The sequence below is a fragment of the Spirillospora sp. NBC_01491 genome (assembly GCF_036227065.1).
Classification (GTDB): Bacteria; Actinomycetota; Actinomycetes; order Streptosporangiales; family Streptosporangiaceae; genus Spirillospora; species Spirillospora xylanilytica.
Map to the genome: position 1 here is coordinate 7116293 of NZ_CP109432.1, position 26507 is coordinate 7142799.

30 protein-coding genes are annotated in these 26507 nt (G+C 70.5%); 18 read left to right on the plus strand and 12 right to left on the minus strand.

The annotated features are described in order from the left end of the window. Positions 1-420: 420 nt before the first annotated feature. Positions 421-1839 carry an FtsK/SpoIIIE domain-containing protein gene (locus OHA34_RS33090; protein ID WP_329519876.1) on the minus strand — a complete coding sequence of 473 codons (1419 nt, stop codon included), beginning with the start codon at positions 1837-1839 and terminating at the stop codon, positions 421-423. A gap of 658 nt (positions 1840-2497) precedes the next feature. After that, positions 2498-2851: a hypothetical protein gene (locus tag OHA34_RS33095; RefSeq protein WP_329519877.1), complete on the minus strand. Its 354-nt coding sequence runs from the start codon at positions 2849-2851 to the stop codon at positions 2498-2500. 174 nt (positions 2852-3025) lie between these two features. On the opposite strand from OHA34_RS33095, the gene OHA34_RS33100 reads away from it, so the two are divergent. Further along, a complete protein-coding gene (locus OHA34_RS33100) occupies positions 3026-3853 on the plus strand; it encodes a GntR family transcriptional regulator (RefSeq protein WP_329519878.1) in 828 nt (275 codons plus the stop codon). 172 nt (positions 3854-4025) lie between these two features. Here OHA34_RS33100 and OHA34_RS33105 read toward each other — a convergent pair whose 3' ends face one another. The 3 genes from OHA34_RS33105 to OHA34_RS33115 are packed head-to-tail and all read right to left on the minus strand — an operon-like array spanning position 4026 to position 5022. Next, entirely contained in the window at positions 4026-4316 is a 291-nt protein-coding gene (locus OHA34_RS33105) for a MerR family transcriptional regulator (protein WP_329519879.1), read from the minus strand. Next, positions 4313-4597 (minus strand): hypothetical protein, encoded by a 285-nt coding sequence (locus tag OHA34_RS33110; RefSeq protein ID WP_329519880.1) that lies wholly within the window; start codon positions 4595-4597, stop codon positions 4313-4315. Before OHA34_RS33110 ends, OHA34_RS33105 begins: the two co-directional genes overlap by 4 nt. Positions 4598-4623: 26 nt before the next feature. Next, positions 4624-5022: an ATP-binding protein gene (locus OHA34_RS33115; RefSeq protein ID WP_329522472.1), complete on the minus strand. Its 399-nt coding sequence runs from the start codon at positions 5020-5022 to the stop codon at positions 4624-4626. A gap of 473 nt (positions 5023-5495) precedes the next feature. Here OHA34_RS33115 and OHA34_RS33120 point away from each other — a divergent pair, with 473 nt between their 5' ends. After that, positions 5496-6350: a helix-turn-helix domain-containing protein gene (locus tag OHA34_RS33120; protein ID WP_329519881.1), complete on the plus strand. Its 855-nt coding sequence runs from the start codon at positions 5496-5498 to the stop codon at positions 6348-6350. A 19-nt stretch (positions 6351-6369) separates the two neighbouring features. Further along, positions 6370-6573, plus strand: a complete 204-nt coding sequence (locus tag OHA34_RS33125) for a DUF397 domain-containing protein (RefSeq protein ID WP_329519882.1) — start codon at positions 6370-6372, stop codon at positions 6571-6573. A gap of 531 nt (positions 6574-7104) precedes the next feature. On the opposite strand, the gene OHA34_RS33130 is transcribed toward OHA34_RS33125, so the two are convergent. Further along, positions 7105-7458 carry a hypothetical protein gene (locus OHA34_RS33130; protein ID WP_329519883.1) on the minus strand — a complete coding sequence of 118 codons (354 nt, stop codon included), beginning with the start codon at positions 7456-7458 and terminating at the stop codon, positions 7105-7107. 542 nt (positions 7459-8000) lie between these two features. Between OHA34_RS33130 and OHA34_RS33135 the strand changes: the two genes are divergently transcribed. Together OHA34_RS33135 and OHA34_RS33140 are read left to right on the plus strand one after the other, a co-directional pair. Further along, a complete protein-coding gene (locus OHA34_RS33135) occupies positions 8001-8312 on the plus strand; it encodes a hypothetical protein (RefSeq protein WP_329519884.1) in 312 nt (103 codons plus the stop codon). 284 nt (positions 8313-8596) lie between these two features. After that, the gene (locus tag OHA34_RS33140; protein WP_285937389.1) at positions 8597-9523 is read left to right on the plus strand and encodes a tyrosine recombinase XerC; all 927 of its coding nucleotides are present in this window, start codon (positions 8597-8599) and stop codon (positions 9521-9523) included. Between the two features lie 53 nt (positions 9524-9576). Here OHA34_RS33140 and OHA34_RS33145 read toward each other — a convergent pair whose 3' ends face one another. After that, complete coding sequence (locus OHA34_RS33145; RefSeq protein ID WP_329519885.1) at positions 9577-10257, minus strand: murein hydrolase activator EnvC family protein; 681 nt, start codon at positions 10255-10257, stop codon at positions 9577-9579. A gap of 305 nt (positions 10258-10562) precedes the next feature. Here OHA34_RS33145 and rpsB point away from each other — a divergent pair, with 305 nt between their 5' ends. The 5 genes from rpsB (at position 10563) to OHA34_RS33170 (ending at position 14880) form a co-directional block, all read left to right on the plus strand. Continuing rightward, entirely contained in the window at positions 10563-11573 is a 1011-nt protein-coding gene (gene rpsB, locus OHA34_RS33150) for a 30S ribosomal protein S2 (RefSeq protein ID WP_285937387.1), read from the plus strand. 83 nt (positions 11574-11656) lie between these two features. Then, positions 11657-12493, plus strand: a complete 837-nt coding sequence (tsf, locus tag OHA34_RS33155) for a translation elongation factor Ts (RefSeq protein WP_329519886.1) — start codon at positions 11657-11659, stop codon at positions 12491-12493. A gap of 58 nt (positions 12494-12551) precedes the next feature. Beyond that, positions 12552-13328 carry a UMP kinase gene (gene pyrH / locus OHA34_RS33160; RefSeq protein WP_432763011.1) on the plus strand — a complete coding sequence of 259 codons (777 nt, stop codon included), beginning with the start codon at positions 12552-12554 and terminating at the stop codon, positions 13326-13328. A 56-nt stretch (positions 13329-13384) separates the two neighbouring features. After that, positions 13385-13942, plus strand: coding sequence for a ribosome recycling factor (gene frr / locus OHA34_RS33165; RefSeq protein ID WP_285937385.1), 558 nt, complete (start codon positions 13385-13387; stop codon positions 13940-13942). After that, positions 13942-14880, plus strand: coding sequence for a phosphatidate cytidylyltransferase (locus tag OHA34_RS33170; protein ID WP_285937384.1), 939 nt, complete (start codon positions 13942-13944; stop codon positions 14878-14880). Before frr ends, OHA34_RS33170 begins: the two co-directional genes overlap by 1 nt. Before the next feature lie 49 nt (positions 14881-14929). Here OHA34_RS33170 and OHA34_RS33175 read toward each other — a convergent pair whose 3' ends face one another. Next, a complete protein-coding gene (locus tag OHA34_RS33175) occupies positions 14930-16072 on the minus strand; it encodes a suppressor of fused domain protein (RefSeq protein WP_329519887.1) in 1143 nt (380 codons plus the stop codon). A 112-nt stretch (positions 16073-16184) separates the two neighbouring features. On the opposite strand from OHA34_RS33175, the gene rlmN reads away from it, so the two are divergent. From rlmN to OHA34_RS33190, 3 genes are all read left to right on the plus strand, one after another. Further along, positions 16185-17369, plus strand: a complete 1185-nt coding sequence (rlmN, locus tag OHA34_RS33180; RefSeq protein ID WP_285937382.1) for a 23S rRNA (adenine(2503)-C(2))-methyltransferase RlmN — start codon at positions 16185-16187, stop codon at positions 17367-17369. Positions 17370-17438: 69 nt separating this feature from the next. Continuing rightward, positions 17439-17945 carry a DivIVA domain-containing protein gene (locus OHA34_RS33185; protein ID WP_329519888.1) on the plus strand — a complete coding sequence of 169 codons (507 nt, stop codon included), beginning with the start codon at positions 17439-17441 and terminating at the stop codon, positions 17943-17945. A gap of 60 nt (positions 17946-18005) precedes the next feature. After that, the gene (locus tag OHA34_RS33190) at positions 18006-18830 is read left to right on the plus strand and encodes a YwqG family protein (RefSeq protein WP_285937380.1); all 825 of its coding nucleotides are present in this window, start codon (positions 18006-18008) and stop codon (positions 18828-18830) included. Positions 18831-19047: 217 nt separating this feature from the next. Here the strand turns inward: OHA34_RS33190 and OHA34_RS33195 are convergent, their stop codons facing one another. Both OHA34_RS33195 and OHA34_RS33200 read right to left on the minus strand, forming a co-directional pair. Next, the gene (locus OHA34_RS33195; RefSeq protein WP_329519889.1) at positions 19048-19737 is read right to left on the minus strand and encodes a hypothetical protein; all 690 of its coding nucleotides are present in this window, start codon (positions 19735-19737) and stop codon (positions 19048-19050) included. After that, positions 19734-20450: an ABC transporter ATP-binding protein gene (locus OHA34_RS33200; protein WP_329519890.1), complete on the minus strand. Its 717-nt coding sequence runs from the start codon at positions 20448-20450 to the stop codon at positions 19734-19736. The genes OHA34_RS33195 and OHA34_RS33200 overlap by 4 nt, the downstream gene beginning before the upstream one ends. A gap of 75 nt (positions 20451-20525) precedes the next feature. On the opposite strand from OHA34_RS33200, the gene OHA34_RS33205 reads away from it, so the two are divergent. Beyond that, positions 20526-21032 carry an HIT family protein gene (locus OHA34_RS33205; RefSeq protein WP_329519891.1) on the plus strand — a complete coding sequence of 169 codons (507 nt, stop codon included), beginning with the start codon at positions 20526-20528 and terminating at the stop codon, positions 21030-21032. Between the two features lie 199 nt (positions 21033-21231). On the opposite strand, the gene OHA34_RS33210 is transcribed toward OHA34_RS33205, so the two are convergent. Both OHA34_RS33210 and OHA34_RS33215 read right to left on the minus strand, forming a co-directional pair. Beyond that, positions 21232-21510 carry a hypothetical protein gene (locus OHA34_RS33210; RefSeq protein ID WP_285937376.1) on the minus strand — a complete coding sequence of 93 codons (279 nt, stop codon included), beginning with the start codon at positions 21508-21510 and terminating at the stop codon, positions 21232-21234. 133 nt (positions 21511-21643) lie between these two features. Beyond that, complete coding sequence (locus OHA34_RS33215; protein WP_329519892.1) at positions 21644-22141, minus strand: Lrp/AsnC family transcriptional regulator; 498 nt, start codon at positions 22139-22141, stop codon at positions 21644-21646. 270 nt (positions 22142-22411) lie between these two features. Here OHA34_RS33215 and OHA34_RS33220 point away from each other — a divergent pair, with 270 nt between their 5' ends. Genes OHA34_RS33220 through OHA34_RS33235 form a run of 4 tightly spaced genes read left to right on the plus strand, consistent with a single transcriptional unit; the run spans position 22412 to position 26473 of the window. Continuing rightward, positions 22412-23575 carry an ABC transporter ATP-binding protein gene (locus OHA34_RS33220; RefSeq protein WP_329519893.1) on the plus strand — a complete coding sequence of 388 codons (1164 nt, stop codon included), beginning with the start codon at positions 22412-22414 and terminating at the stop codon, positions 23573-23575. Next, on the plus strand, positions 23572-24792 hold the full coding sequence (locus OHA34_RS33225; RefSeq protein WP_329519894.1) for a polyamine ABC transporter substrate-binding protein: 1221 nt from the start codon (positions 23572-23574) through the stop codon (positions 24790-24792). The genes OHA34_RS33220 and OHA34_RS33225 overlap by 4 nt, the downstream gene beginning before the upstream one ends. Beyond that, positions 24792-25685, plus strand: a complete 894-nt coding sequence (locus OHA34_RS33230) for an ABC transporter permease (RefSeq protein WP_285937372.1) — start codon at positions 24792-24794, stop codon at positions 25683-25685. Before OHA34_RS33225 ends, OHA34_RS33230 begins: the two co-directional genes overlap by 1 nt. Next, positions 25682-26473 (plus strand): ABC transporter permease, encoded by a 792-nt coding sequence (locus OHA34_RS33235; RefSeq protein ID WP_329519895.1) that lies wholly within the window; start codon positions 25682-25684, stop codon positions 26471-26473. The genes OHA34_RS33230 and OHA34_RS33235 overlap by 4 nt, the downstream gene beginning before the upstream one ends. The last annotated feature ends 34 nt before the right edge of the window (positions 26474-26507 follow it).

Genomic DNA, 26507 nt, shown 5'->3' on the forward strand with positions numbered 1-26507 from the left:
CCGGCCGCTCATGCCCCCGCCCCACCATCGGCCCCCGACACTCGGCCCGAACCGTGACGACCCCGCGCCTGGCCCCCGTAGACGAACCTCCACAGACACCACATCAACGCGTACCAATCCGGACTGTCCGTCTCCACCGCCGGGTATCCGTAGCTCGCCAGCACGTCACCCACCTCACGCACCAGCATCGTTGACCAGTCCTCCGGCCCCCCGGCCCGCTCCGGCCGCGCCACCGGATACACCCGACCCGGCACCACCGCCGCACACGGACACACCTGCGCCGCCACCCGCTTCGAGAACTCCGACATGATCGCTCCCATCAGGAAGAGGACCCCGCGCGGCGGGCACGCTTCCGCCACCCCGCCGCGCGAGGACCTGAAGAAGGTTGAAGAAGAGGAGAGAAGAGGAGGGAGGGCGGGCTCAGACCCAGCCCTCACCACCCACGAGCCGCCGCAGCGCCGCACCCTTGGCGACGATGTCGCGGATCTCGTTATCGCCGATGTAGAAGGATTTGATCCGGCGGGGGCGGTTGCCCTCAGAGTGCAGCCAGCCGACACCACGCGTCCGCCGGTCGATATCGGCAGCGCTGAAGCCAGCCGAAGCCATCCCCGCACCCAAAATCGTGTCCGAGGCATCCCGGGTGTTGCACCGCATCGCCAGGCGCAACGCCATCAGGTCACGCCACCCCGTAGGCACCACATCCCCACCGGGTTTCTGCGTGGCCGCCAGCTCCACGATCAAAGCCGCACGCCCCCGCGCCGTCAGATCCTCACCCAACGCGTTGAAGTGCTTGGCCGCCTTCTTGTCGGTGTTGGCTGTGAAGAACCGCATCTCATCGATCGCGGCCACGATCACCGGCGCCTCACTCGGCCGCAGCACCCGCCGCCCCGACGACTCCAGCAGTTCGTAACGCGCGTCCATCTCCTTGATCAGGTCCTCAAGCTGCCCGATCCCGGCATCGATGTCGTTGTAGACCACCCGCTCCATCACCGGACGCCACAGCGCCAGTTCAACGCGCTTGGCATCCCACCCCCAGATCCTCGCCGCCGGATCCAGAGCCGCCGCCGCCAGCAGGATCGACAGCGCCGCGCTCTTCCCCGATTCCGGCTCACCGCCGATCAGCATGTTCTTTCCGGGAAGGCGCACACTGACCGTGTCGCCCATGTCATCGACCGCCAGCGGCACCGGGTCACCCAACGACCGTTGCCCGCCACCGGCCCACGGCCACGGAATCGGCAAGCTCACGTTTGGATCCCGAGGATTGGCAAACGGATCATTGCGGACCACGTCCACGTGGGCCAGGTCCGCCCGGTCCATATCCCGCGTGACCCGGACCTCACGCACCCGCATGACCGCCGCCACCCGCTCCCGCTCCGCCTCCAACTCATCCGCCGTCGCACCACGCGGGATCCGAACCAGCAGTCGATCACCCGCAGGCACGCGCCGATCCCGCTTGATCCGAGGGATCCGATCGTTGACGGTCGTCAACGCGCAGAACCGCATCGCGCGGTCCCAGTGCCGACGCAGCCGCGCCCGCCGCCACACCCGCCCGGACCGCCGACGCGACCACGGCACCACCGCCACCGCCACCACCAGAGCGACCGGAGCCGCCACCGCACCCGGCCAGCCACGCCCCAGCCACCCCGCCGCCGCCAGCCCCACCACGACCACCAGCGCCACCAGCTCACGCCGCCACAACCAGGACGGCCGGATCACCCATAGCAGCACCGCCGATCCCGGCGTCAGCCGAGCCCGCACCGGCAGGTCCGGCCGCTGAAGCACGGGCGGCAGCCCGATTTGCCCCGGAGCCTGCGTCCCCGTCATTCGCTGCTGACTCATCGGGCCCCACCCAGGCCCCCGCCGTACCGGACACCCGGCCAGCCCTCCGCAGACCGGCGCTGACCGGCTACCCGCTCATCCCACGGCCCCTGATCCACCGCCTCCACCCGCGTGGCATCCCCACCCGCCGTACGGGACGGCCGGATCGTCCGAGACACGTGCCCGCCCGGCGAATGCGCCCGGGGCCGACGCGCCCACGCGTCCCACGCCTCAGCACGCCGCACGTGCAACTCACGCCACGTCCCGCGCGGAACCAGGTCGGCGACCAGGTCCAGCATCGCGACCCCGTCCAGCCGCCCATCCGCCGGGAGATGCGTCCACACCGTCCAGCCCGCCGCCGCCGCGTGCAGCCACCCATGCGGCGCCGCCTCACCCTGACCGCCACGCGACCCCGCACCCGCCAGCGCACCGCACGTCAGCCCGGCAGCCAGTACTCGACGCCGCCGCCGCTCGCCGACCTCCACCAACCGCAGCCACGTCGGCCCCGCCGGTTCCGTCAGCGAGTAATGAACACGCACCGGCCCCGTCGCCGCCACGCTGATCACATAGGCGCACTCCCCGTACGCCCACCGCTCATCGTCCGCGCCGACCGCCACCAACGCATCTTCCGGAAGCTCCGGCCCCCGGCCCCAGCCCAACCGGGCGAACAGCCCGCCGCTCACTTCGCGGCCTTTCCCGCGCCGCCCGCCGGAGCCTCCGCACCCGGACCCGGCATCGCCGCCGCCTCCAGCCGCTCCGCCGTCCACCACGTCACCGAATCGCCCTTTCGGTCGATCGCGTTGAGGGCTAGCCCCACCGGCGCAACGAACTGTCCTTGAGCCAGCCCCGGGTCACCGATCAGCCCCACCCGAATCGGCGCCGACCCCGCACCGTCCATCACCAGAAGCCGCACCTGAAACAGCGGCTCACCCTCCGGCGACGTCCTGAGCGCCTTGGTCTCGAAGTCGCGCCGCTGTTCCGGCAGGTCCGCCACCAGGAACATCATCCCGTCCATCTCGATCTTGAACTGCACCGCCACCTCCGACGTTCCGAAGAGGTACCTAGCTTGGTACCTCGGTACGTCCTAAGGTGTGCCGAATCCGGCCAGCATGCAAACCCTGACGTTCCAAGCTAGGCACGCTAGGATCGGTACCGAAGGATAAAGTCGCTGCATACAAGAGCTAACCCGGATTAAGGAGTGTCCACATTGGGCCAGCAACGCGAACGCGCAACGAGCGGCCAGACAACCGGCAGCTCACCCGCCCTGTACGCAACAATCTGCGACGAACTGATTGCGGAAATCCGCGCGGGAACCCGGCCCCCTGGCACTTGGATGCCCACCAACAGCGACATCCAGGACCGGTGGGGCGTCAGCAACAGAACCAGCCGAAGAGTCCTCTATGAACTGGAACAAGCCGGATTGATCAAAGGCCAGGGCACGCGCGGCTACCTGGTCACCGGCCAACGGCAAATCGTCGATCGAACCATCCCCGACCCTGGTCCAGCAGCAGGACACCACCCGACCTACGCCGCCCCCCGACCAGCACACACCGTGTCACTCGGCGGCAATATCCCCGATCAGCTCTGCGCCCTCCAGGTCATACGCGCCGGTTGGGAACCCGCGCCACCGGACGTCGCCCAGGCACTGCGGCTCCCCGGCCCCGGCGCACCGGTCTGCGTCCGCCACCGCCTCGTGACCGACCCACCGGGCGCAGTCACCCTCGAACTACGCACCAGCTACACCCCGCACGTCCCCTCAGGAAGCCCGCTCACCGAGCACGCCATCATCCCCGGCTCATGGCCCGAGATCCTCACCCGCTACACCAACCATCGCCCCGTCACCGCAACCACGCTCGTCAGCGTGCGGCAACCCAGCGGGCACGAAGCCCCCGCCCTCCAGATCACCCCGCAAGCCTCCGTGCTGGTCCGCACCAGCACCCTCCACAGCTCCGACGGCACCCCGGTAGACCAGACCATCAGCATCTGGCCCGCCGACTCCACCACCATCCACGCCGTCAACCACCCGCTCAACTGACCAGAAATCAGACCAGCGGGCACAGCGAAGCGCCGGGGCAGCGGCTCCCACCGCCCCGACGCTTCACCTGGAATAGCGACACGGCGCCGGCTACTCCCTCCGGTCGCCCTACGGGTGGCCTCCGGCCATGACCGGCCCCACCCCTGTCAGCACGCAACGGGAGCCGCGGCCCCTACCGGTACAGGCCCCGAGCCACGTGCAACTCAAGTAGAGCCGTGTTCGTCAGGCCCACGCCGCCCGCCAGTCCGACCACCATGGCCAGTTCATCGCGGTAATACAGCCGGTGCTTGCCCGGGTGATACACCATGCTGATTAAGGCGCGGTCGGCCCAGTACCGCAGCCGCCCGACGGGCACGCCGACGATTCGCGCAGCTTCCCCAGGACGGCACCAATCGCCGCCCATTGGGCAGTGCATCACCGCTACCCAGCCCCAACGGCACGGCTTGACCTCAGGACTGATCATCGTGTGGTCCACCAGAGCAGCCGCCGGACCGCCCAACCCCACCGGTTCGGCTGCCCATCGCCAATCAGGTCATCCCACGGTTCCAGGCCCCGCAGCACGTCCATGACGTTGTCGGCTGCCAGCGCGTACGCCTCCGCCCGACCCAGGTGCATACCAGCTTCCTGTAACTGACCACGCCCGAGGAGCATGAGTGCATCGGCTTCGCTTCGCGCAGCGAGTGACCGCCACCCGTCAGCCTCGCTCACGGTGATCGCGAGCGCCGACCACAGCCGGTAGGCCATCCGCTGATCCTCTCGCTCGATCCGCGCTAGCAGACCTCGAACCACGTCGTCCCGCCTCCGTCGTATCCCCAGGCAGAGGCCAGCGCCTCCACGATCATGAGCCCTCTACCGCACTCGCGTGCGTCGTCCTCCGGCTGCACTTTCGGCAGAGTCATCCCGCCGTCGTCCTCGATCTCCACCCGTAGACCGCGACCCGACACCAGCACGCGCACCTCGATCCCGCCGCCACTCAGCCGACTCGCCGAATGGATGAAGGAGTTCGTCGCAACCTCTGACGCGCACAGATCGACATCGCCGAGGTCCACGTCATGGACTCGACCAGCCAACGCGCCCGCCGCTGCATCCAGCACGAATGCACGCACCGCACGCACGGGCTCGTGCTCACTCCCGCAGACGCGCGTCACCTTCACCGGGTGCCAAAGCATCACCGCTCAACTCCCGCGATCCGGTGTGCAGCAGTCAGTGACCCGTCAGCCGCCGCGCTATGGATGCCATCCCACAGGTACGACCAGGCCCCCCCACGTTCGGCGATGCTCAACACCGCCATCAGTCGCGCCCCCGAGCTCACCCGGACCCACAGCACGGGCTGCCCTGTTGCTGGGAGCGCCAGGTACGAAGCGCGTCCCAGACAGCGCAAATCGATCATCAAGTCGTTGAGCAGTCTGAATCGCCGGAGGACCGGATTTCGTCCTGCATCGTGTCGGTCTGTTTGATCTCTGCACACCGGAATCACCACCATCGCAGCGTCCGTCAGGGCGTAACTGGCCGACTGCACAGTGTGTTGCGCTGCACTGTGCGATGCTCCGTGCCAGCAGGCTTAATACATAGCACGCGTTTGCAGGGCTGCACAATGCAGTCCTGTATATCGCGAGGTGTACGATCTCCATCGGAGGTGTTCATGGCATCCGACAGCCCCACCGTTCGCCGTCGTCAGCTCATGGCTGAACTCAAGCAACTTCGAGAGCACGCGCAGCTCACCCAGGAGACGGCGGCCGATCAACTCGACTGGCACCCGACCAAGATCTTCAGGATCGAGACGGGCCGCACTGGGCCACACCCCAACGACGTGCGCGCCATGCTCGACGTCTACAAGGTCACTGATCCGACGCAGCGAGAAGCCCTCATCCAGCTTGCGAAGGAAGCGCGGAAGCGTGGTTGGTGGTACTCCTACCGGGACGTGTTGCCGAGCAAGTACGAGTTCTACATCGGCATGGAGTCCGAAGCGTCTTCCGTCCGGACGTTCGAGCTGGCAGTCATCCCCGGGCTGCTCCAGACAGTTGACTACGCCGAGGCTCTCGTTCGGGGCGGCCCTCTTGAGCTTGACCCCGACGAGATCCAACGCAGGGTCGAAGTCCGCGTGAACCGACAGCAGGTGCTGACCAAGCCTGATCGTCCGCAACTCTGGGCGATCTTGGACGAGGCGGCGCTTCGTCGGCCGGTGGGAGGCCGTGAGGTGATGCGCGCTCAACTGCGCCATCTCCAGCAGTCGGCCAAGGGCAGGACGACCATCCAGGTCATCCCGTACAAGGTCGGGGCCCACCCCGGCACCACTGGACCGTTCATCGTGCTTGGCTTCCCCGGCGCCAACGATGTCGACGTGGCCTACATGGAGACCATCGGCGGGAACCTGTGGGTGGACAAGCCTGAGGAGGTCGAGCAGTACACCACCGCGTTTGACCATCTACGGGCCGTGGCGCTCAGTCCGGACGACACCCGCGATATGCTGAATGCAGTAATAAAAGAGCTTCAGTGACCGTCAGAGGAGGCGCGGGATGACAGCTACAGATCTGTCCCGTGCAGTCTGGCGTACCAGCGCGCGCAGCCAGCAGAACGGCGCATGCGTAGAGGTCGCTCCCACGCCCGACGCGGTAGCGGTGAGGGACAGCAGAGACCAGGACGGCCCCGTGCTGCTCTTGCCTCCTGAGACGTGGCAGGCGTTCAGCCAGCGCATCAAGCGCGGTACGTACGACATCTAGCCTCACCCGGCCGACCGTTCGGGTAGCTAGCAGGCGCGCAGTCAGTTCGTGTGAGGCTTTTCCCTACCAGGTCAAGGCACGCCGTCAGCACCGGTCAGCCGGGGCGGGCGCAAGCGCCCTTCCCGGCTACCGGAGCTTCCGCCGTGCGGGGTTCGGCGCGGTCTCTCTGACAGCATCCGGCCGGATCCGCAACGGCAGCACGGCCTACGGCCGCCCCTCCGGGGTGGCTTCGCCATGCCGCCGGCGCTCCCCTCACGTTCGCCCGCCACGCTCCCCGCCACGTCCGGCACTACGCGCCGCTAGGCAGCGTTCCCAACCCTCCGCGCCGATCCGGCTACGCCGGATCGGCGCGGGCGGCACGGCCGCCGATCAGGTCCGGGACGGACGCGGGGCCCCTACCCCACGCCGCCCGTCCCATCGGCGCCGACCGCCCAGCCTCCCGGCATGCCGCTCGACGCGTCCGGCCGGTCCGCCGCCACGCGCCGCTTCGTGCCGTCCTCGCCGTGTCGCTCGCATGCTCCGTCCGGTTCGCTAACCGACAGGCTCAGCCCCGTCGACGACCAGGCCCAGCCTCCGCATCTCTCCACGAATACTGCCGCTCGACCTTCCGATCTGGTTGATCATCTCCCGCATCGGCGTCTTGCTCGCGCACATCTCCCGCAGCCGCGTCCGCTCACTCTCATCCCACGGCCTTCCGTGGTTGACGTGCTCAGCCTTCAGTCGCTCCGTCCGCGCCTGCCTGCCCCGATCCACGTTGCGCACACCCGCCACCGGCACGTCCAGCAGGGCTTCGCCCTGTGCGCCGACCAGCACCAGCCGCGCGGCATCCACCGTCACCTCCGTGACCAACGCCCCAGCAAAGTTCTGCTCCTCAGCGAAGATCACTCGTACCCGTGCCATCGACCCGCCTCCCGTGAGGTACTGAGCCCCCGATCGCACGACGTGATACCCGATCTACCGCCTTCGCACGCACACCCGACACGTTGCCCGCCCCCGGCGCCGACGCCCGATTCCGCCTACCGCACGCAGTCACCCACGACCCTGGAATGTGCCCATGCTGATCACGCGGTTCCCAACCAACCCCGACCCCCGCCCCCTACAACCGAGCCACCGAAGGTGGCCAGCGCCCATAAGCGCGTATGCGACCCTCCCAGCGCGCTAAGCCACCACCCCGCAAGCCAGACCAGACGCACCCCGGCCTCCAACCCGCACGGGGCCAGCGAGCGCACGGCGGACGGGCACGGGCTTGACCGGGGACCCCTCCGGCGGGCCGCCCCACGGGCCAAGCGGGCAGCCCCAAGGGGAGCCCGTTGCCGGAGCAGGCTAGCGGCCCGCCGCCCCGGTCAAGCCCGCACCCGTCCGCCCACCGTGACGCCCCGCAGCCACCCCCGCCATCCTTATCGGAGAGACACCGAGAGGAACCAGCCATGAAGACCGACGAACTCACCGCCGCCACCGCCGACCAGCTCAAGCGAACCGGAGAAATCCGCGCCACCTACCACTCCCACCACGACCGCGACCGCCTACGCGCCGCAGGACGCCAAGCCGGACGACTCATAGCCCGCCCCGTCCGAACCTTCGACATCCCAGCCACCCCCACCCCCCGTTGCAGCACCGAGAAATGCGGCACCGTGGTGATCACAGTCACCAACTGGGGCACCAACCCCCTTGAAGCACGCCTAACCGAGAGCCGCGCGAACAACGCAGTCGACCGCGCCCTAGCCTCCGACCAGCACTAACGGCGACGGGCCATGGCCCGTGTATGGCCCACGAACAACGAGCAACAACGGCCAACAGCGAGCACCAGTGAGACAAGATCACCCACCACTCACACCGCCACACCCCATCACCCCAGGTCAACCCGCATCCCCACACGCCAACGGGGCGGCATCCAGACTTCCGGACACCGCCCCGCGAGACGGATCGTTTTTCTGTGGATAACTCGCCGCGAGATCACGGCGATTCGGCGGAAAACGGGTTTCGGTGCTTGCGCCGGCGGAGATCGTGGCGCAGCGTGGCGGCTGTGCCCACCGATGACGACGCCGCTCCGCTCAGGGAGGCGGTCGCCGAGTTCGAGCGCCACCTGCGCGCCGAGAGGGGCGTGTCGCCGCACACGCTCCGCGCCTACCTGGGCGACCTCGCAGACCTGTGCCGGTACGCCGCGGACGTCGGGGTGGACGAGCCCGCAGGAATGGAGATCGGCGTGCTGCGTGCCTGGCTCGCACACCAGCACGCCCTGGGCCGGTCTCGAGCGACCCTCGCGCGCCGCACCGCCGCCGCCCGCGCGTTCACCGGCCACCTGTACCGGCGTGGCCTGATTCCCAGTGACCCGGGCGTGCTGCTGGGGACCCCCAAGGCACAACGTGATCTGCCCGCGGTGATCACCCAGGACGACGCCGCCCGGCTCCTGGACGAGGTGGAGGCCCAAGGGCCGCTCGGGTTGAGGGACCTGGCGATCCTCGAAGTGCTCTACGGCACCGGCGTACGGGTCAGCGAACTGTGCGGGCTCGACATCGACGACCTGGACACCGGCCGCAGAACCGCCCGGGTGTTGGGCAAGGGCGGCAGAGAACGCACCGTGCCCATGGGAGAACCCGCTGTACGGTCTGTGCAGGACTGGCTGAGGGCGGGACGTCCCGCCCTCAGCACCAAGGACAGTGGCCCGGCCCTGTTCCTCGGCGCCCGAGGGGGACGCCTGCACCCCACCAGCGCCCGGAGGGTCGTGCACGGACGGATCGCCGAGGTGGGTGACGTACCCGACCTCAGCCCCCACGGACTGCGCCATAGCGCCGCCACCCACCTACTGGAGGGGGGTGCGGACCTGCGGAGCGTCCAGGAGATTCTGGGGCACGCCTCGTTGCAGACCACCCAGCTCTACACGCACGTCTCGGCCGAGCGGCTCAAACAGGTCCACCGGCAGGCCCACCCGCGCGGCGCCAGCGAGTCATAGCGAGAGCGCGTCGCGGGAGAGGAGGCGGCCCTGGACGCCTCGACGCAGGTTGGTCAGGGTGTTCGCCGTAGGCGGCGCTCTTGGGCCAGGTCGATGACGTCCGGGGGCTGGCGCAGGGCCGTTCGCCGTCGCGGGCGTCCTTGCCGCCATACGAACAGGAGCGCGAACGCCAGCAGCATGCCGGTCAACGCCCCGCCGCCCGCCGTCGCCGCGTCGCGTAGCTCCATCTGGTGCGGTCGCTCCGCAGGCGCGGGACGTGACACCGGTGCAGGTCGCTCTGGCGGGCGCCAGTGGGGGAGCAGCCGTACGCGGTGCCCCACCAGGCTGAGCGGGTCGAGATAGACCGCCCCGCGACGCAATCCCCAGTGCAGGCAGGCGCTGGAGCAGTGGAACGGGCCGTTCTCGACGACGCCGATACGGGCGCCGGAGGCGACCTGGCGGCCCGTCCGGACGGTCGGGCGCACCGGCAGGTACGTGGTGCGGAGGGCGCCGTGGGTGACCGCGATGACGCCGCGCCCGGCGAGCCGTCCGGCGTACGAGATTCGGCCCGCTCCGGCGGCGTACACGGGCTGCCCAGGGCGGGCGGCCAGGTCAACGCCGCGATGGCCGGGGCCCCAGGGCAGGGCGGGCGGGGAGAATCCCCGTACGATCCCGGGCACGGGGGACAGCGGCCAGTGCCATTGGGCGGGGGGCGCGGTGGTGGTCAGGATCATCATCACTGTGAGCAGGGTCATACTTTGCAGCCTGCCGACCGGGCCCGCGCCCGGGCCAGACCCGGCACGAATTGTGGAAAACCTCGGCGATCCCGGGCCCCCGGGTCCGGTTGATTCCACGTGTGCGGCGTGCGTCCCGTAGACTTGGTAAACGGTCGCGCCGGGTGCATACCCGGGCGGCCGAATTCACGCGCTCGCCAGCCACCTGCATCTCGCCGGTGGGGCACAGCCTCTCGGTCCGTCGGTACGACGGTGGGGCCGGTGTCCGTGCGCAGACGACAACCGAGACGTGGCCCGTATTCGGGCCGGACAGGAGAACACGGGCTATGGCACCCGTCGTCACCATGCGGCAGCTCCTCGAGAGCGGCGTCCACTTCGGCCACCAGACTCGTCGGTGGAACCCGAAGATGAAGCGCTTCATCCTCACGGACCGCAACGGCATTTACATCATCGACCTCCAGCAGTCGCTGTCCTACATCGACCGGGCCTTCGAGTTCGTCAAGGCCACGGTCGCCCACGGGGGCACGATCCTGTTCGTCGGCACCAAGAAGCAGGCCCAGGAGGCCATCTCGGAGCAGGCCACCCGGGTCGGGATGCCGTACGTCAACCAGCGCTGGCTGGGCGGCATGCTCACCAACTTCTCCACCGTGCACAAGCGGCTCACCCGGCTCAAGGAGCTGGAGGAGATCAACTACGACGACGTGGCCGGCTCCGGCATGACCAAGAAGGAGCTCCTCGGCCTGCGCCGCGAGAAGGACAAGCTGGAGCGCACCCTCGGCGGTATCCGCGACATGGCGAAGGTTCCGAGCGCCATCTGGATCGTGGACACCAAGAAGGAGCACATCGCGGTCAACGAGGCCAAGAAGCTCGGCATCCCGGTCGTCGCGATCCTCGACACCAACTGCGACCCCGACGAGGTCGACTACCCGATCCCGGGCAACGACGACGCCATCCGCAGCGTCGGGCTGCTGACCCGCGTCGTGGCCGACTCCGTCGCCGACGGCCTCATCGCCCGCGCGGGCGCCGCGTCCGGCGGGGACGACAAGCCGGCCGAGGGCGGCGCGACCGCCGCCGAGCCGCTGGCCGAGTGGGAGCGGGAACTGCTGGAGAGCAAGAAGGCGGAGTCCGGCGCCGAGACGGCCAAGGACGCCGTGGCCGACGAGTCCGCTGCCGCCGCCGTCGTGACCGGTGAGCCCGCCGCCGACGCCGCTGCCGCCGCCGAGGCGCAGGAGGGCGTGGTCCCGGCCGCCGAGGAGACCGCTCCGGCCGCGGAGGCCACTGAGGCCGCTGAGGCTCCGGCCGCTGAGGCCCCGGCCACCGAGGCCGAGCAGAGCTGACGACGCGGGGTCCCGGGGCGGCGCCGCCGCCCCGGGGCCCGGTCTCCGCGCAGTCTTCCCACCACGACAGAGACGAAAGAGCGATGGCGAACTTCACCGCCGCAGATGTCAAGCGGCTTCGCGAGCTGACCGGCTCCGGCATGATGGCCGTCAAGAACGCCCTCACCGAGGCGGACGGCGACTTCGAGAAGGCCACCGAGCTGCTGCGCCTCCAGGGCGCCAAGGACGTCGGCAAGCGCGCCGAGCGCACCGCGGCCAACGGCCTGGTCGCCGAGCACTTCGAGAACGCCACCGACGGCGCGCTCCTCGAACTCAACTGCGAGACCGACTTCGTCGCCAAGAACGCCCAGTTCATCGAGCTGGCGGACCGCCTGGTCCGGTTCGCCGCCGAGAGCGGCGTCGCGGACGCGGCCGAGCTGCTGGCCGCCGAGATCGAGCCGGGCACCACCGTCAAGGCGCTGATCGAGGAGAACAGCGCCAAGATCGGCGAGAAGCTGGAACTGCGCAACTTCGCCCATTTCAAGGGCACCTACGTGGCCAGCTACCTGCACAAGTCCGACCCGCAGCTGCCGCCGACCACCGGCGTGCTGGTCGAGCTCGACGGCGAGAACGCCGAGGTCGCCAAGGACATCGCGCAGCAGATCGCGGCGATGGCCCCCAAGTACCTCACCCGGGACGAGATCCCCGCCGAGGCGATCGAGAAGGAGCGGGCGCTCGCCGAGCAGCTCACCCGCGACGAGGGCAAGCCCGAGAAGGCGATCCCGAAGATCGTCGAGGGCCGGGTCAACGGCTACTTCCGCGACTTCGTGCTGCTGGAGCAGGCGTTCGTCAAGGACAGCAAGAAGACGATCACCAAGGTCCTCGACGAGGCCGGCGTGAAGGTCGTGCGTTTCGCCCGCTTCAAGGTCGGGCAGGCGTAGGGGCACTCTGGAGACAGGGACCCGACAGATACCGCGACGCAACGAGGAGGCCGCCGACGTGCCGGAGACAACGAACCCAAGCGCGCCGGCGGCTTCGTCGTCCGGGCACGCGCCCCGTGCGGGCTGGAAGCGGGTGCTGCTCAAGCTCTCGGGTGAGGCGTTCGCCGGCCGTGATCCGCTGGGCATCGACCCGGAGATCGTGCAGCACGTGGCGGAGGCCATCTCCGAGGCGGTCGCCGACGGCGTCCAGGTCGCGGTGGTCTGCGGCGGCGGCAACATGTTCCGCGGTGCCGTCATGGCCGAGCGCGGCATGGACCGCGGCCGGGCCGACTACATGGGCATGATCGGTACGGTGATCAACTGCCTGGCGCTCCAGGACTTCCTGGAGAAGCTGGGCCTCGACACCCGGGTGCAGACCGCGATCACCATGAGCCAGGTGGCCGAGCCCTACATTCCGCGGCGCGCCATCAGGCACCTGGAGAAGGGCCGCGTGGTGATCTTCGGGGCGGGGCTCGGGCAGCCGTTCTTCTCCACCGACACCACGGCCGCGCAGCGCGCGCTGGAGATCGGCGCCGAGGCGGTGCTGAAGGCGACTCAGGTGGACGGCGTGTACGACGCCGACCCGCGCAAGAATCCGGACGCTGTCAAGTTCGACCGTTTGGATTACGGTGAGGTTCTACAGCGGGGACTGAAGGTCATGGACGCCACGGCCATCAGCCTCTGCATGGACAACGCGCTCCCCATCGTGGTCTTCGACCTCATGGGGCAGGGCAACATCGTCCGGGCCGTCCGGGGTGAGAAGATCGGCACGCTGGTCAACCCGGCCGAAGGCTGACCACCCGAGCCCCTTGGCGGCAGCGCAAGGGCCGACCAGATGACATGGGAGTCGAAGTGATCGACGAGACCCTCCTCGAGGCCGAGGAGAAGATGGAGAAGGCGGTCGCGGTCGCCAAGGAGGACTTCCAGGCCATCCGCACCGGCCGGGTCACCCCCGCCATGTTCAACAAGATCACTGCCGAGTACTACGGTACGCCGACGCCGATCAACCAGCTGGCGTCCTTCACCCTGCCCGAGCCGCGCATGGTCATCGTGCAGGTCTTCGACAAGTCCTCCATGCAGGCGGTGGAGAAGGCGATCCGCGACAGCGACCTCGGCGTCAACCCCACCAACGACGGCAACGTCCTCCGGGTGGTGTTCCCCGACCTGTCCGAGGAGCGCCGCCGGGAGTTCATCAAGGTCGCCGGGGGCAAGGCGGAGGACAGCAAGATCTCCATCCGCAACATCCGCCGCCGGACCAAGGACACCCTCGACAAGCTCGTCAAGGACGGCGATGCCGGCGAGGACGAGGTCAGGCGTGCCGAGAAGGAGCTCGACGACGCCACGCACAGGTACGTGGCGCAGATCGACGAGCTTCTCGAGCACAAGAAGGCCGAACTGCTCGAAGTGTGATGGAACTCGACGAGACCGGGGAGCCCGCGGGCTCCCCGGGTGAGCCGGAGGCGCCCGTGCCCGGTACGCCCCGCGGAACCACGCCGGACCCGTCCGCGTCCTCGCCGGACGGGACGGGCCCGCAGGGCAAGGCGGGACGCAATCTGCCGCTCGCCATCGGCGTCGGGGTGACCCTCGGCGCCCTGGTCCTGATCTCCATGTACACCGTGAAGGAGATCTTCCTCGGTGTGATGGTGGTCTTCCTGCTCCTCGGCATGCGCGAGCTGGCCGGCGCGTTCGGGACCCGTGGCGTCCGGGCGCCGTTCATCCCGCTGGCGACCGGGGTGGTGGCCGCGCCCGTCGTCGCGTACGTGTGGGGCACCACCGGCCTGGTCGCGGGCGTGTCGCTGACCGTGCTGGCCGTGATGATGACCCGGGTACTGGACGGGGCCGACGGATACGTCCGGGACGTGACCGCCGGCGTGTTCATGGCCGGCTACCTGGTGCTGATGGGCGGCATCGTGGCGCTGCTCATGCGTCCCGACGACGGCGACGACCGCATCGTGATCTTCGTGGCGATCACCGTGGCCAGCGACATCGGCGGCTACTTCGCCGGATCGTTCCTCGGCAAGCACAAGATGGCGCCCACCATCAGCCCGAAGAAGACGTGGGAGGGCCTCGCCGGCTCGGTGCTCACGTGCATGGCCGTCGGCGCGTGGCTGGTCTGGTGGCTGCTGGACGACGGCCAGGTCTGGCACGGCGTCCTGATCGGCCTGGCCGCGGTGTTCACCGCCACCGTCGGCGACCTGATCGAGTCGGTGATCAAGCGGGACCTCGGCATCAAGGACATGGGCACCTTGCTGCCCGGCCATGGCGGTGTGATGGACCGGCTCGACTCGCTGGTCGCGACGGCCCCCGTCGTGTGGCTCCTCCTCGAACTGTTCGCCCCTCCAGGCTGAAGCGGGCGCCCTGTGCAGACGCCCTGGGCGGGCGCTCTGGGCGGGCGGGTCAGGTGACGATCCAGGAACGGCCCTGCTCGGCCAGCCGCCGGACGAGGGCGTCCGACCCCTCGCTCTTGGCGTACCTGTGCTCCTCACCCGAGATGGGCACCAGCCAGAGCCAGCGCACGGGATCGCCACCGACCTGAAGACCGGACAGGCCGGGAGCCGCCGGACCGTCCAGTCTGCTCGGGTCCTCCAGCAGCAGCACCCCCTCCCAGGGGGATGCGCCGTTGCTCAGAGGGAACGTGTGGGACTCGTGGTACCACTTGACCACGTCGCCCGCCGCGAACCAGGTCACCGACCGCCACGGGTACTGCGACAGCCACGGGAAGATGCTCCCGGCGCGCTGGCTCGGCAGGGACGTGGCCACTGCGAGCTCGATCCGGCCGTGCGGGGCGACGTCGTCCTCGTACAGCTCGACGGTGGGCATCCGCTGCCGGCTCATCCCGACCGTGCTCAGCACGGTGAACTCACGGTCGCCGCGCGCGGGCCGTTCGGAGACGCCCACGGTGGGCAGCGCTCCGCCGCGTCCTCCCGGGAGCTGGCGTCCGACATCGTGCCAGTAGTGGCCACCGGGTCCGAGGCGCTGCAACAGGTGCCCCAGGACGGACTGCTGGAAATCGGCCCAGGACCCCTCTGTCCGGCAGCGGCTCCAGTGCTCGCGCGCCCGCTCGATCCGGGGGCCGAACTCCTTGATCTCGTCGTCCAGGGGGAACGCGAACGGGCTCTGCTCGATGACCTCCTGGCTGTAGCCCGGGATGCCCCGGGCCATGTCGGACCATCCGGGGATGACGCAGAGCGGCTCGCCGGAGTCCAGGAGGGCCACGCCGTCGCCCTCCTCGAACCACACGACCTCCAGGGTCTCGGCCTCCAGCGAGGCGCGTCCCCCCGGATGCCGCACGTGCGAGGCGGGCAGGGCGGGAGGCCGCCCCGCGTCCAGCCGCGAGCGGTCGAGCTCGGACGGCGCGACGCGATGACCCGCGATCCAGACCGCGCCGATCACGGCGTCCCGGGAGTCCTTCAGGTAGGCCGCGGTGACGGTGTCGTCGGTCTCGACGACGAGACGGCGGCTGCCGTAGGGGCTGGCCTCTGTGTGGACGACCGTGGCGGCGCCCCGGGGCGAAGTGGAACCCCTGCGCAATACCGACATGATCAAGACCTTAGTCGCAGACGGCGCCGTCCGTAGGGATGTCGCGAGTCGTCCGCGCGGGTCCGGGCGTCTGGACGAGGCATCGGCCGGCGTTTGCGACACTGGAGGGACCATGTCTGCCACCACCGAGTCAGCCGCCGAGCCGACCAGCGAGCCCGCCGCCGCCGAGACCGCCGTGCCGCAAGCCGCCAAGAAGACGCCGGCGAAGCTCGTCTTCGCCGCGCCGCGCCGGGGCAAGCCGCCGCGGCACCTCGCCGACCTCACCGCCGCCGAACGCCGCGAGGCGGTCGTCGAACTGGGGGAGAAGCCGTTCCGCGCGGATCAGCTCTCCCGGCACTACTTCGCGCGCCTGGCCGACGACCCGGCCGAGATGACCGACCTGCCCGCCGCGATCCGGGAGCGGCTGACGGCCGAGCTGCTGCCTCCGCTGCTCACGTCGGTACGGGAGCTGGCGTGCGATGACGGCCGGACGCTGAAGAATGTCTGGAAGGCGTTCGACGGCGTGCTGTTCGAGTCGGTGCTGATGCGCTACCCCGACCGCACCACGATGTGCGTGTCGTCCCAGGCCGGCTGCGGGATGAACTGCCCGTTCTGCGCGACCGGGCAGGCGGGGCTGACCCGCAACCTCTCCACCGCGGAGATCGTCGAGCAGGTCGCCGCGGGGGCGCGGGCGCTGGCCCGCGGCCGGGTCCCGGGCGGTCCGGGCCGGGTGTCCAACATCGTGTTCATGGGCATGGGCGAACCGCTGGCCAACTACAAGGCGGTGCTCGGCGCGGTCCGCAGGATCACCGATCCGGCGCCCGGCGGCCTCGGCATCTCGCAGCGGTCGGTCACGGTGTCCACGGTCGGCCTCGTCCCGGCGATCGAGAAGCTGGCCGCCGAGGACCTGTCGGTGCGGCTCGCGGTGTCGCTGCACGCGCCCGACGACGAGCTGCGCGACGATCTGGTCCCGATCAACAACAGGTGGAAGGTCGCCGAGGTGCTGGACGCCGCCTGGGCCTACGCGAGCCGGTCGGGCCGCCGGGTGTCGATCGAGTACGCGCTGATCAAGGACGTCAACGACCAGGCGTGGCGGGCGGATCTTCTCGGCAGGCTCTTGCGCGGCCACCTCGTACACGTCAATCTGATCCCGTTGAACCCCACGCCGGGGTCCAAGTGGACCGCATCCCGGCCGCAGGACGAGAAGGAGTTCGTGCGGCGCCTGGAGGCCCACGGGGTCCCGGTCACGGTGCGCGACACTCGGGGCAGGGAGATCGACGGGGCATGCGGCCAGCTGGCCGCGGCGACCGAGGACTGAGCGGGCCCGGCGGGCGTGTTCCCTGCGCCGCGCGGGCGCGCGGGAGCACATGCTGAGGAGCCCGGACCGGTGAAGACGGGGCCGCGCCTTGCGGTGGGTTTGCGCGGTTACGACCGCGCCCAGGTGGACGAGCTGCTCGGGCGGATCGCCGGCGCGTTGAACGGCGGCCCGCCCGTGACGGCCGACGAGGTGCGCGCGGTCAGGTTCGACATCGTGCTGCGCGGCTACGAGCAGCGGGCGGTGGACGAGCTGGTGCAGGAGTGCGTCCGCGAGCTCCAGACCGCAGCGCCGATCGGGCAGCGGCCGGGCCGTCCCCGGGTGCATCCGGGCTGGCTGATCAACTGGATCCAGGACTCGCGCTTCTCCGGCGCCGGGATGCGCGCCGGCTACGACGTCCGGGACGTGGACGCGTTCCTCGACCGGGTGGTCTCCGGACTGCGCGGCGCGGCGCCGCCGGTGACCGCGCGGGACGTGCGCGAATGCGTGTTCCGGGCGGTCCGGCTCGGGCCCGGCTACGACGAGCAGGAGGTCGACCGCTTCCTGGCGCAGCTCGCCGGGGCGCTCGAACGCCGCTGAGTTATCCACAATCGCGCGGGGGGCTGGATTTCGGCCGCGCGGCGCGCAACGCTACGTGACATGGATCACTTCGCCACGCAGCGTCAGCGCCTGCGTTCCCTGTTCGGCGTCTTCTTCGCCCCGGAGGTCACCGGCGCGCTGCTGCCGCTGATCCGGCCCGCGCTGCGCCTCGGCGCCGACGGCCCGGTGACCGTGCGGCTCGGCGGTACGCCGCTGCTCCCGCCGGACGAGCCCTGGCCGGTCTGGGAGGGCCGGCCGCTCGACTTCCTCGGCGCGGTCGACTTCGCCGAGCTGGCCGCGCTCGGCCCGATCGCCGGGCTGCCGGCCGAGGGCACCGCCGCCTTCTACTACGCGAGCGAGATCCCGCGGCCCTGGGGCGACGCGCCCGGCCAGCGGGACGGCTGGCGGGTGTTCACCGGCGGCGACCTGCGCGAGGCCGAGCCTCCCGCGGGCACCTCGAACTATCCGCCCTGCCCGGTGGAGGCGGCGCCCTTCCTGTCCCTGCCGTCGCCGCAGGAGCCCGTGGTGCGGCGGTTGGAGGAGCTCTACAGCGGCATCCTCCCGGTCTACGAGCAGCTCTACGTGGCGTGGACGCAGTACGCCTGGCCGGACGATCTGCCGGTGCACCAGCTCGGCGGCTGGCCGGCGCTGGTGCAGCGCCCGGTCGGGCCCGACTGCCTGCTCGCCTCCACCGGGCGCGACGCGGAGTCCGCCGAGATGTCCGGCGACGAGCAAGCGGCGGCGGAGGAGGAGTGGCGGCTGCTGCTTCAGCTCGACTCCGACAAACGCCTGGGCTGGCATTGGGGCGATCCGGGCCGCGTCTACTTCTGCACCCGGGACCAGGAGCCCCTCGAACGCTCCTGGCTCACCTTGCAGGCCACCTGACGCTCCGGTGGCCATGAAGGTGTGTTCACCGCGTCCGGCGGCCACTCGGGCGCGATGGCGGCCACCACATCGTGATGGCGGCGGGGTGCGCGCGTCGCCGGCCGGGCGCGCGCCGCCGCCGGCCGACGGGGGAGGTGGCCGGGCCGACCAGCCGACCGGGGCGTGTCGAGGCGCGTGCCTGGATGGCGCGGCCGAAATCGGACATGCGGAGCGCCTCTCAGGGGCGGTGGCGTTTGGTGAGGAGGTAGGCGATGCCGACGACGACGGACCAGGCGGCGAGGTGCAGTGCGATGCCGGGGAAGTCGGTGATGAAGGCGTCGGGTCCGTGGTGGGCGGCGTGGAGCCAGCCGATCATCGGGACCGAGAGCCGGTCGAGCGGTCCCAGGCTGAGCAGCAGCAGGGCCGCCGCTCCGCCGAGCAGGGCGAGGAGGGAGACGCCGGGGTCGGGGATGATCGCCCGGCTGGTCCAGGCGCCCAGCAGGGTGCCCGCGGCGGCCACCAGCAGGTTCAGAGCCGTGCCGATCACGATCGGCGTGGCCTGCACCCCGGAGGTCGCCGCCTGGATGAGCGGGATCGCGAGGATCACGGCGCTGAGGCAGACGTTGATCGAGTACGCGGCGAGCAGCCCCGCCCAGGTCGGGGTGGTGCGGCGGCGGGCGGCGGTGGCCGACAGGTTGCGCTGCTCGTCCGGCTGGGTGTCGAGCAGCGCGCGGGCGGACCAGGCCCAGACCGGGAACATGAAGGCGGCGACGTCGCCGAACGTCCCCACTGCGAGCTCGGCGGCGTTCGCCCCGCCGGGGCCCTGCCCCAGCACCAGCGCGATGATCAGCAGGACCACGATCAGCGGCTGGAGGACCCGCAGGGACAGGACGTATCCCGCGAACTGGAACCGGGCGAGAGCGATCACAGCGTCCGCCTCCGCACCTCGTGGCCATCGGCCCGCAGCTTGGTCTCCACCGTGTCGGCCTCGTCCGCCCGCACGATCACCTCCAGCACCGTCCGCTCGGCGGGCGCGGGCGGCTCCTCCAGCACGGCGACCATGCCGTCGGCGACGCTGATCCGGGTCACGCCCGGGAGGCTCTCGATACAGCCCTGGTGGTCGCTGACGACCACGGTCGCGCCGTGCGCCGCCCGGTCGGAGATCAGGGCGGGCAGGGCGTCGCGGGTCGCGGCGTCGAGTCCGGCGAACGGCTCGTCGAGGATGAGCAGGCCGGGGTCGCCGAGCAGGGCCTGGGCGAGCCCGACCTTCTGCGCGCTGCCCTTGGAGAGTTCTGGCAGCCGCACGCCGAGGAGGTGCTCGAAGCCGAGGCGCCCGGCCCAGCGGTCGAGGTCGGCGGGCACCCCGCGCACGGCGGCCATGTGGCCGAGGTAGGCGCGGACGGTGAACGGCTGGTCGACGGGGAAGCGCTCGGGCGCGTACCCGACCCGTCCCGGACGGCCGGTGACCGTGCCGCGGCGCGGGTCGCGCAGGCCCGCGATCAGCCGCAGCAACGTCGACTTGCCCGCCCCGTTGTGCCCGGTCACCTCGGTCACCGTGCCGGGGGCGAGCGTGAGTCCGACGTCCCGGAGCACCCAGGGGGCCTTCCGCCGGTACCGGAAGGCGACGCTTTCCAGCCGCATAAGCCACGGACGGTAGCGTCGCGGGCATAAGGGGGTCGTTAGGCGCGCGGGCCCGCCGCCCGGCAGAATGCGCGCATGACCGAATCCGTCAAAGGCTGCGTGTTCTGCGAGATCGCGAGGGGAGAACGCCCCGCGCACATCGTCCTGGACGCGCCGGACGCGTTCGCGTTTCTTGACGCACGCCCCTTGTTCAAGGGGCATACGCTGCTCGTCCCGCGCGACCATTACGCAACGCTGTCCGACCTTCCGGTGGAACTGGTGGGACCGTTCTTCGAACACGCGCGGCGCCTGTCCGGGGCGATGGAATCGGGACTCGGCGCGGCGGGCTCGTTCGTGGCGATGAACAACCGCATCAGCCAGAGCGTCCCGCATCTGCACGTCCATGTGGTGCCGCGCGAGCGCAAGGACGGGCTGCGGGGGTTCTTCTGGCCGCGCCACAAGTACCACTCGGACGAGGAGGCCGCCGACTACGCGGCCCGCCTCAGCGCGGCCCTCGCCCCAGAGCCCGAATCAGGGCAGGCGCCGGAGTGCGGATCAGGGCACACGTCGGAGCCTGGGCCGGGGCTCGCACCTGGAGTCTGAGTCCGGGCCCGCACCCGGAGTCTGAGTCCGAGAGTGGCGGAGTGTGGATCGGGTCCAGGACTCGGAGCTCGGGCTCGCCCGCGCCGGCGTGTGGATCGGGGCATGCGGTGGGGCCGGACCAGGGTGTGGGGTCGGGCGTGGGGCCAGGGGTTGTGATCATGCGGCCACCGGAGGTGGCCGCATGATCGGGCGGACTGGGTCAGCCGAGGGCCGCGAGGATCGCGACATAGGGTTCGGTGCCTCCGGTGTCGGCCGAGGGCTGGGTGCCGTCGTGCCGGGCGGTCCCGGCTGACGCGGCGTACTCGTAGAGATCGCGTTCGGCCCTGTCGAGGACCGTGGAAAGGACATACTGCGGGACCGTCCACCCGATCAGTTCGGCCGCCTTGCGGATCACGAGCCCCTGCTCTTCGGTCATCGGGAACTCGATGTGATCATCGGGGCGGGTGGCGGGAAGGTCCTGGCGAACCGACTCAGGCATGGCAGGTCTCCTTCCTGACGACCTCTAAAAAGTACGCCCGTGGACACGGGTGCTGCATCCCCACCAAGAAGGAGAACGGGGGGCCGTTTCGTATGAGGCGGGACGTGTTCCTTCGCCGGAATGGGCCGGAGTGTCAGGGGGTGCCCCAGGAATGGGTCTGCTTGCGCAGCTTGAGGTAGACGAAACTGTCGGTGGACACGACGCCGGTCACCGCGCGGATCCGGGCGAGCAGACGGAGTACCCGGTCGTCGTCCTCGCAGACCAGCTCCAGCAGGATGTCGAACGAGCCGGCGGTGATGACCACGTAGCCGACCTCGGTCAGCTCGGCCAGCTCGTCCGCGATCCGCTCCAGGTCGCCCTCGCACCTGAGACCGACCATCAGCCGCCGGGAGAAGCCGAGCGTGAGCGGGTCGGCCACGCCGACGATCTGCATGGCCCCGGCGTCCAGCAGCTTCTGCACCCGCTGCCGGACCGCCGCCTCCGAGAGCCCGACGGCCTTGCCGATGGCCGTGTACGAGCGCCGCCCGTCCTGCTGGAGCTGCTCGATGATCTGCTTGGCGGTCTCGTCCAGCTGGACGGTCTGCGGGCGCCGGGGGGAGGACGGCGCCCGCTCCGGAGTGCGCTCCGTCATCGTTGGTCTCCTCGTTGCGGCATCGTGATCGAGAGGCGAGGGGGTCAACGGATTCCGTTGTGAATTTCGATCGTAACAACGCAATCACTTGTCACGCCTGGGAAATCTCTGTCAGGGTCGGACCAACGGGACACATCGGGCGGCGGCCATCGAGGAGGGGCGATGACGACCAGCGGGACCGGGCTGCGCGGCTTCATCGGCGGTGACGACGCGGACCGCACGCGGATCGAGTACGTCATGCACCGCATCGGCTCCTGAACGGGTGGCCCCATGACCGTGACGCGCCATTCCGGGGTCCGTGCGGACGCCGCGCCGGACGGGTCCGCGCCCCCCGCCATCGAGCTGGTCGGCGTCCGGAAGACCTACCGCGCGAGGGGCGCGGACGTGACCGCCGTGCGCGGGCTCGATCTGGCGATCGCGCAGGGCGAGTTCTTCTCGCTGCTCGGGCCGTCCGGCTGCGGCAAGACGACCACCATGCGCCTGGTCGCCGGGTTCGAGGCCCCGACGGCGGGCGCGATCCGGTTGCAGGGACGCGACGTCACCGGGGTGCCCGCGGACAGGCGCGACGTCAACATGGTGTTCCAGTCCTACGCGCTGTTCCCGCACATGAACGTCTTCGAGAACGTGGCGTTCGGGCCGCGGCGGCGCGGCGCGGCCAAGCGCGAGATCGCCGACCGGGTCGGGGCGATGCTGGAGCTCGTCGACCTGACCGGCCGGGAGCGGCGGCGGCCCGCTGAGCTGTCGGGCGGGCAGCAGCAGCGGGTCGCGCTCGCCCGCGCCCTGGTCAACCGGCCGCGCGCGCTGCTGCTGGACGAGCCGCTCGGCGCGCTCGACCTCAAGCTCCGCCAGGCCATGCAGGTCGAGCTGAAGCGGATCCAGCGCGAGGTCGGGGTCACCTTCGTCCACGTCACCCACGACCAGGGCGAGGCGCTGACCATGTCGGACCGGATCGCGGTCATGAACGAGGGGCGGATCGAGCAGCTCGGCACCCCGCGCGAGGTCTACGAGCATCCCGCGACCCGGTTCACCGCCGGGTTCATCGGCACCTCCAACCTGCTGTCCGGCGAGGTCGCCGAGGTCACCGCCGACCGCGCGGTCCTGCGGTACGGGCCGGCCGGGCGGATCTCGGTGCCGCTGCGGTCCGGGCTCACGGTCGCGGCCGGGGAACGGCTGGAGCTGACCGTCCGTCCCGAGAAGATCGGGATCGGCCCGGACGCGCCGGACGGCGACGCGCTCTGCCGGGTCCGCGGCACCGTCACCGAGGTCGTCTACCAGGGCACCTCGACCAGCTACAGCGTCGCCACCGCGACCGGCGCCGACGTGGTCGCCTTCCTCCAGAACGCCACGTCGGCCGACGAGATCGCCGTTCGGGGGGACGCCGTCTGGCTGTCGTGGGACCCGCGCCACTCCTACGCCATCGGAGCAGCCACGTGAGCGAGATCGACCCCGCCCTGCTGCGCGGCCTCACCCGCCCCCGCCGCGACGTCCTGCGGCTGCTGGGCGCGGGGGGCGCCGCGCTCGCCCTCGCCGCCTGCGGGGTGAAGGGGCAGGGCGGCAAGGAGACGGTCACCACGGGCGACGTCCGCGAGTTCTGGCGGGACAAGACCAGGGCCGGGAGGCTGAGCTGGGCCAACTGGCCCGGCTACATGCAGGACGACCGCGCCACGCTCAAGGCGTTCGAGAAGGCCACCGGGACCGAGGTGACCTACAAGGAGGTCATCGAGGAGACCGCGCCGTGGTTCGGCAAGATCCAGGCGCCGCTCGCCGCCGGGCAGTCGATCGGATTCGACCTGATGGTCATGACCAACGGCATCCAGCTGGAGAGGTGCCGCCGGCTCGGCTACCTGGCGCCGCTCGACCACACCCGGCTGCGGACCTTCGCGGCCAACGCGGCGGCCGGGTTCAAGAACCCGTCCTACGACCCGGGCAACGCCTTCACCGTCCCGTACGTCTCGGGCATCACCGGCATCGCCTACAACACCCGGTACGTGAAGGAGGAGATCACCGGTATCGCGCAGCTCTTCGACCCCGAGTACAAGGGACGGGTCGGGATGATGGCCGACTCGCAGGAGCTCGGCAGCTTCGGGATGCTCGCGCTCGGCATCGACCCCGAGCGGTCGACCCCGGCCGACTGGGCGAGGGCCGGCGCGCGGCTGCGCCGGCAGCGCGACGACGGGATCGTCCGCAAGTACTACAACCAGGACTACATCGACGCGGTCAGCAAGGGCGAGGTCTGGATGACGATGGCCTGGTCGGGCGACGCCTACAGCATGGCCGGGCCCGACGTGAGGTTCGTGGTGCCCCGCGAGGGCGGCACGATCTGGACCGACAACCTGTGCGTCCCGAGGACCGCCGAGCACCCGGTGGACGCGCTGGAGCTGATGGACTGGCTGTACGCGCCGGAGAACAACGCGCCGCTGACCGAGTTCATCAACTACATCACGCCCGTCCCGGCGACCCGGCCCCTCATCGCGCGGGACGCGGCGGCGGCGCGCGGCGGGGAGCGGGCCGACCTGGAGCGGCTGAGCGCGAGCCCGCTGGTCTTCCCGTCCGAGGCCGAGCTGGCGCGGCTGCGGCGCTACCGGCGGCTCGCGCCGGCCGAGGAGGCGGAGTACCAGAAGATCTTCGAACCGATCGCCAAGGGCTCCTGATGCGCCGCGCCGGGAGAGGGGACGAGGACGGGCACGGCGAGGCGCGGAGCCTCACGCCCTACCTGCTGGTCCTGCCGTCCGGGCTGTGGCTGCTGGCGTTCCTCGCGGTGCCGCTGGTGCTGATGGCGTCGCTGTCGTTGCAGACGGGGAACCTCGTCGACGGCTTCCAGCAGACCTTCCACTGGCAGAACTACACCGACGGCCTCGGCACCTACGGCGACAAGTTCGTGCGGTCCCTCTGGTACGGGTTGCTGGCCACGGCCGCGTGCGCCGCGCTGGCCTACCCGGCGGCGTACTGGATCGCGTTCCACGGCGGCCGTGCCAAGTCGACCTACCTCTTCCTGCTCCTGCTGCCGTACTTCGTGTCGTTCGTGCTGCGGACGATCTCGTGGAAGCTGGTGCTGACCGACAACGGGCCCGTGCTCGGCCCGCTGCGCGACCACGGGCTGCTGCCGGACGGGTTCCACGTCCTCGACACCGGCTTCGCGGTGGTGTCCGGGCTCACCTACGGCTTCCTGCCGTTCATGGTGCTGCCGATCTACGTCGCGCTCGAACGGATCGATCCGCGCGTGGTGGAGGCGGCCCGCGACCTGTACGCGGGCCGGGTCCGGGCGTTCGCCCGGATCGTGCTGCCGCTGTCGCTGCCGGGCGTGCTCGCCGGGGTGGTCATGACGTTCGTCCCGGTCGCGGCCGACTACGTCAACGCCGAGGTGCTGGGCGGCCCGCGGAACACCATGATCGGGAACGTGATCCAGGCCGAGTACTTCGACAACAGCGCCTACCCGCTCGCGTCGGCGCTGTCGTTCACGCTGATGGCGATGCTGCTGCTGGGTGTCTTCGCGTACGCGCGCGCCCTCGGCGCCGGGAGCGCGCTGGAGGCGGCGCGCCGATGACCGGTGCCCCCGCCCGGACCGGGCCCCGCGTTCTGCGGGTCTACACGCTGGCGCTGATCGCGTGGCTGGTGCTGCCGATCGCCGTCATGGTCCTCTTCGGGTTCAACGACACCCGAAGCCGGCAGAACTTCCGCTGGGAGGGGTTCACGCTCAGGTGGTACACCCACCTGTTCGACAAGGCCGACCTCACCACGGCGGTGCTGAACTCGCTGACCATCGCGCTGTTCAGCACCGCGATCAGCACCGTGCTCGGCACCCTGGCCGGGCTCGCCCTCGGCCGGTACCGGTTTCGCGGCCGGGGCGCGGCGACCCTGCTCCTGCTCATGGCGATCGCGTGCCCGGAACTGGTGATGGGCGCCTCGCTGCTGTCGATGTTCGTCACCTTCGGCCTGCCGCGCGGTTATCCGACCGTCCTGGCCGCGCATGTGATGTTCTCGGTGGCGTTCGTGGCGGTGACCGTCCGGGCCAGGGCGGCCGGGCTGGACCCCTCGGTGGACGAGGCCGCGCGGGACCTCGGAGCCGGCCCGTGGACCCGGTTCCGGCTGGTCACGCTGCCGATGCTCAGGCCGGGGGTGGCGGCGGGGGCGCTGCTGGCGTTGGTGCTCTCGATCGACGACGTCGTCATCACCGGCTTCACCGGCGGCGCCACTGTCACGTTCCCGCTGTGGATCTACGGTTCGACCAGGACCGGGACGCCGCCGCAGGTCAACGTGATGGGCACGCTGATCTTCATGGTCGGCATCGTGATCGCGGTGGTGCTGGCCCGCCGCGCCGCGCGCCGCCGCTGACCCGCGGCGCGAGCGGCCGGTGAGCGGTGAGCGA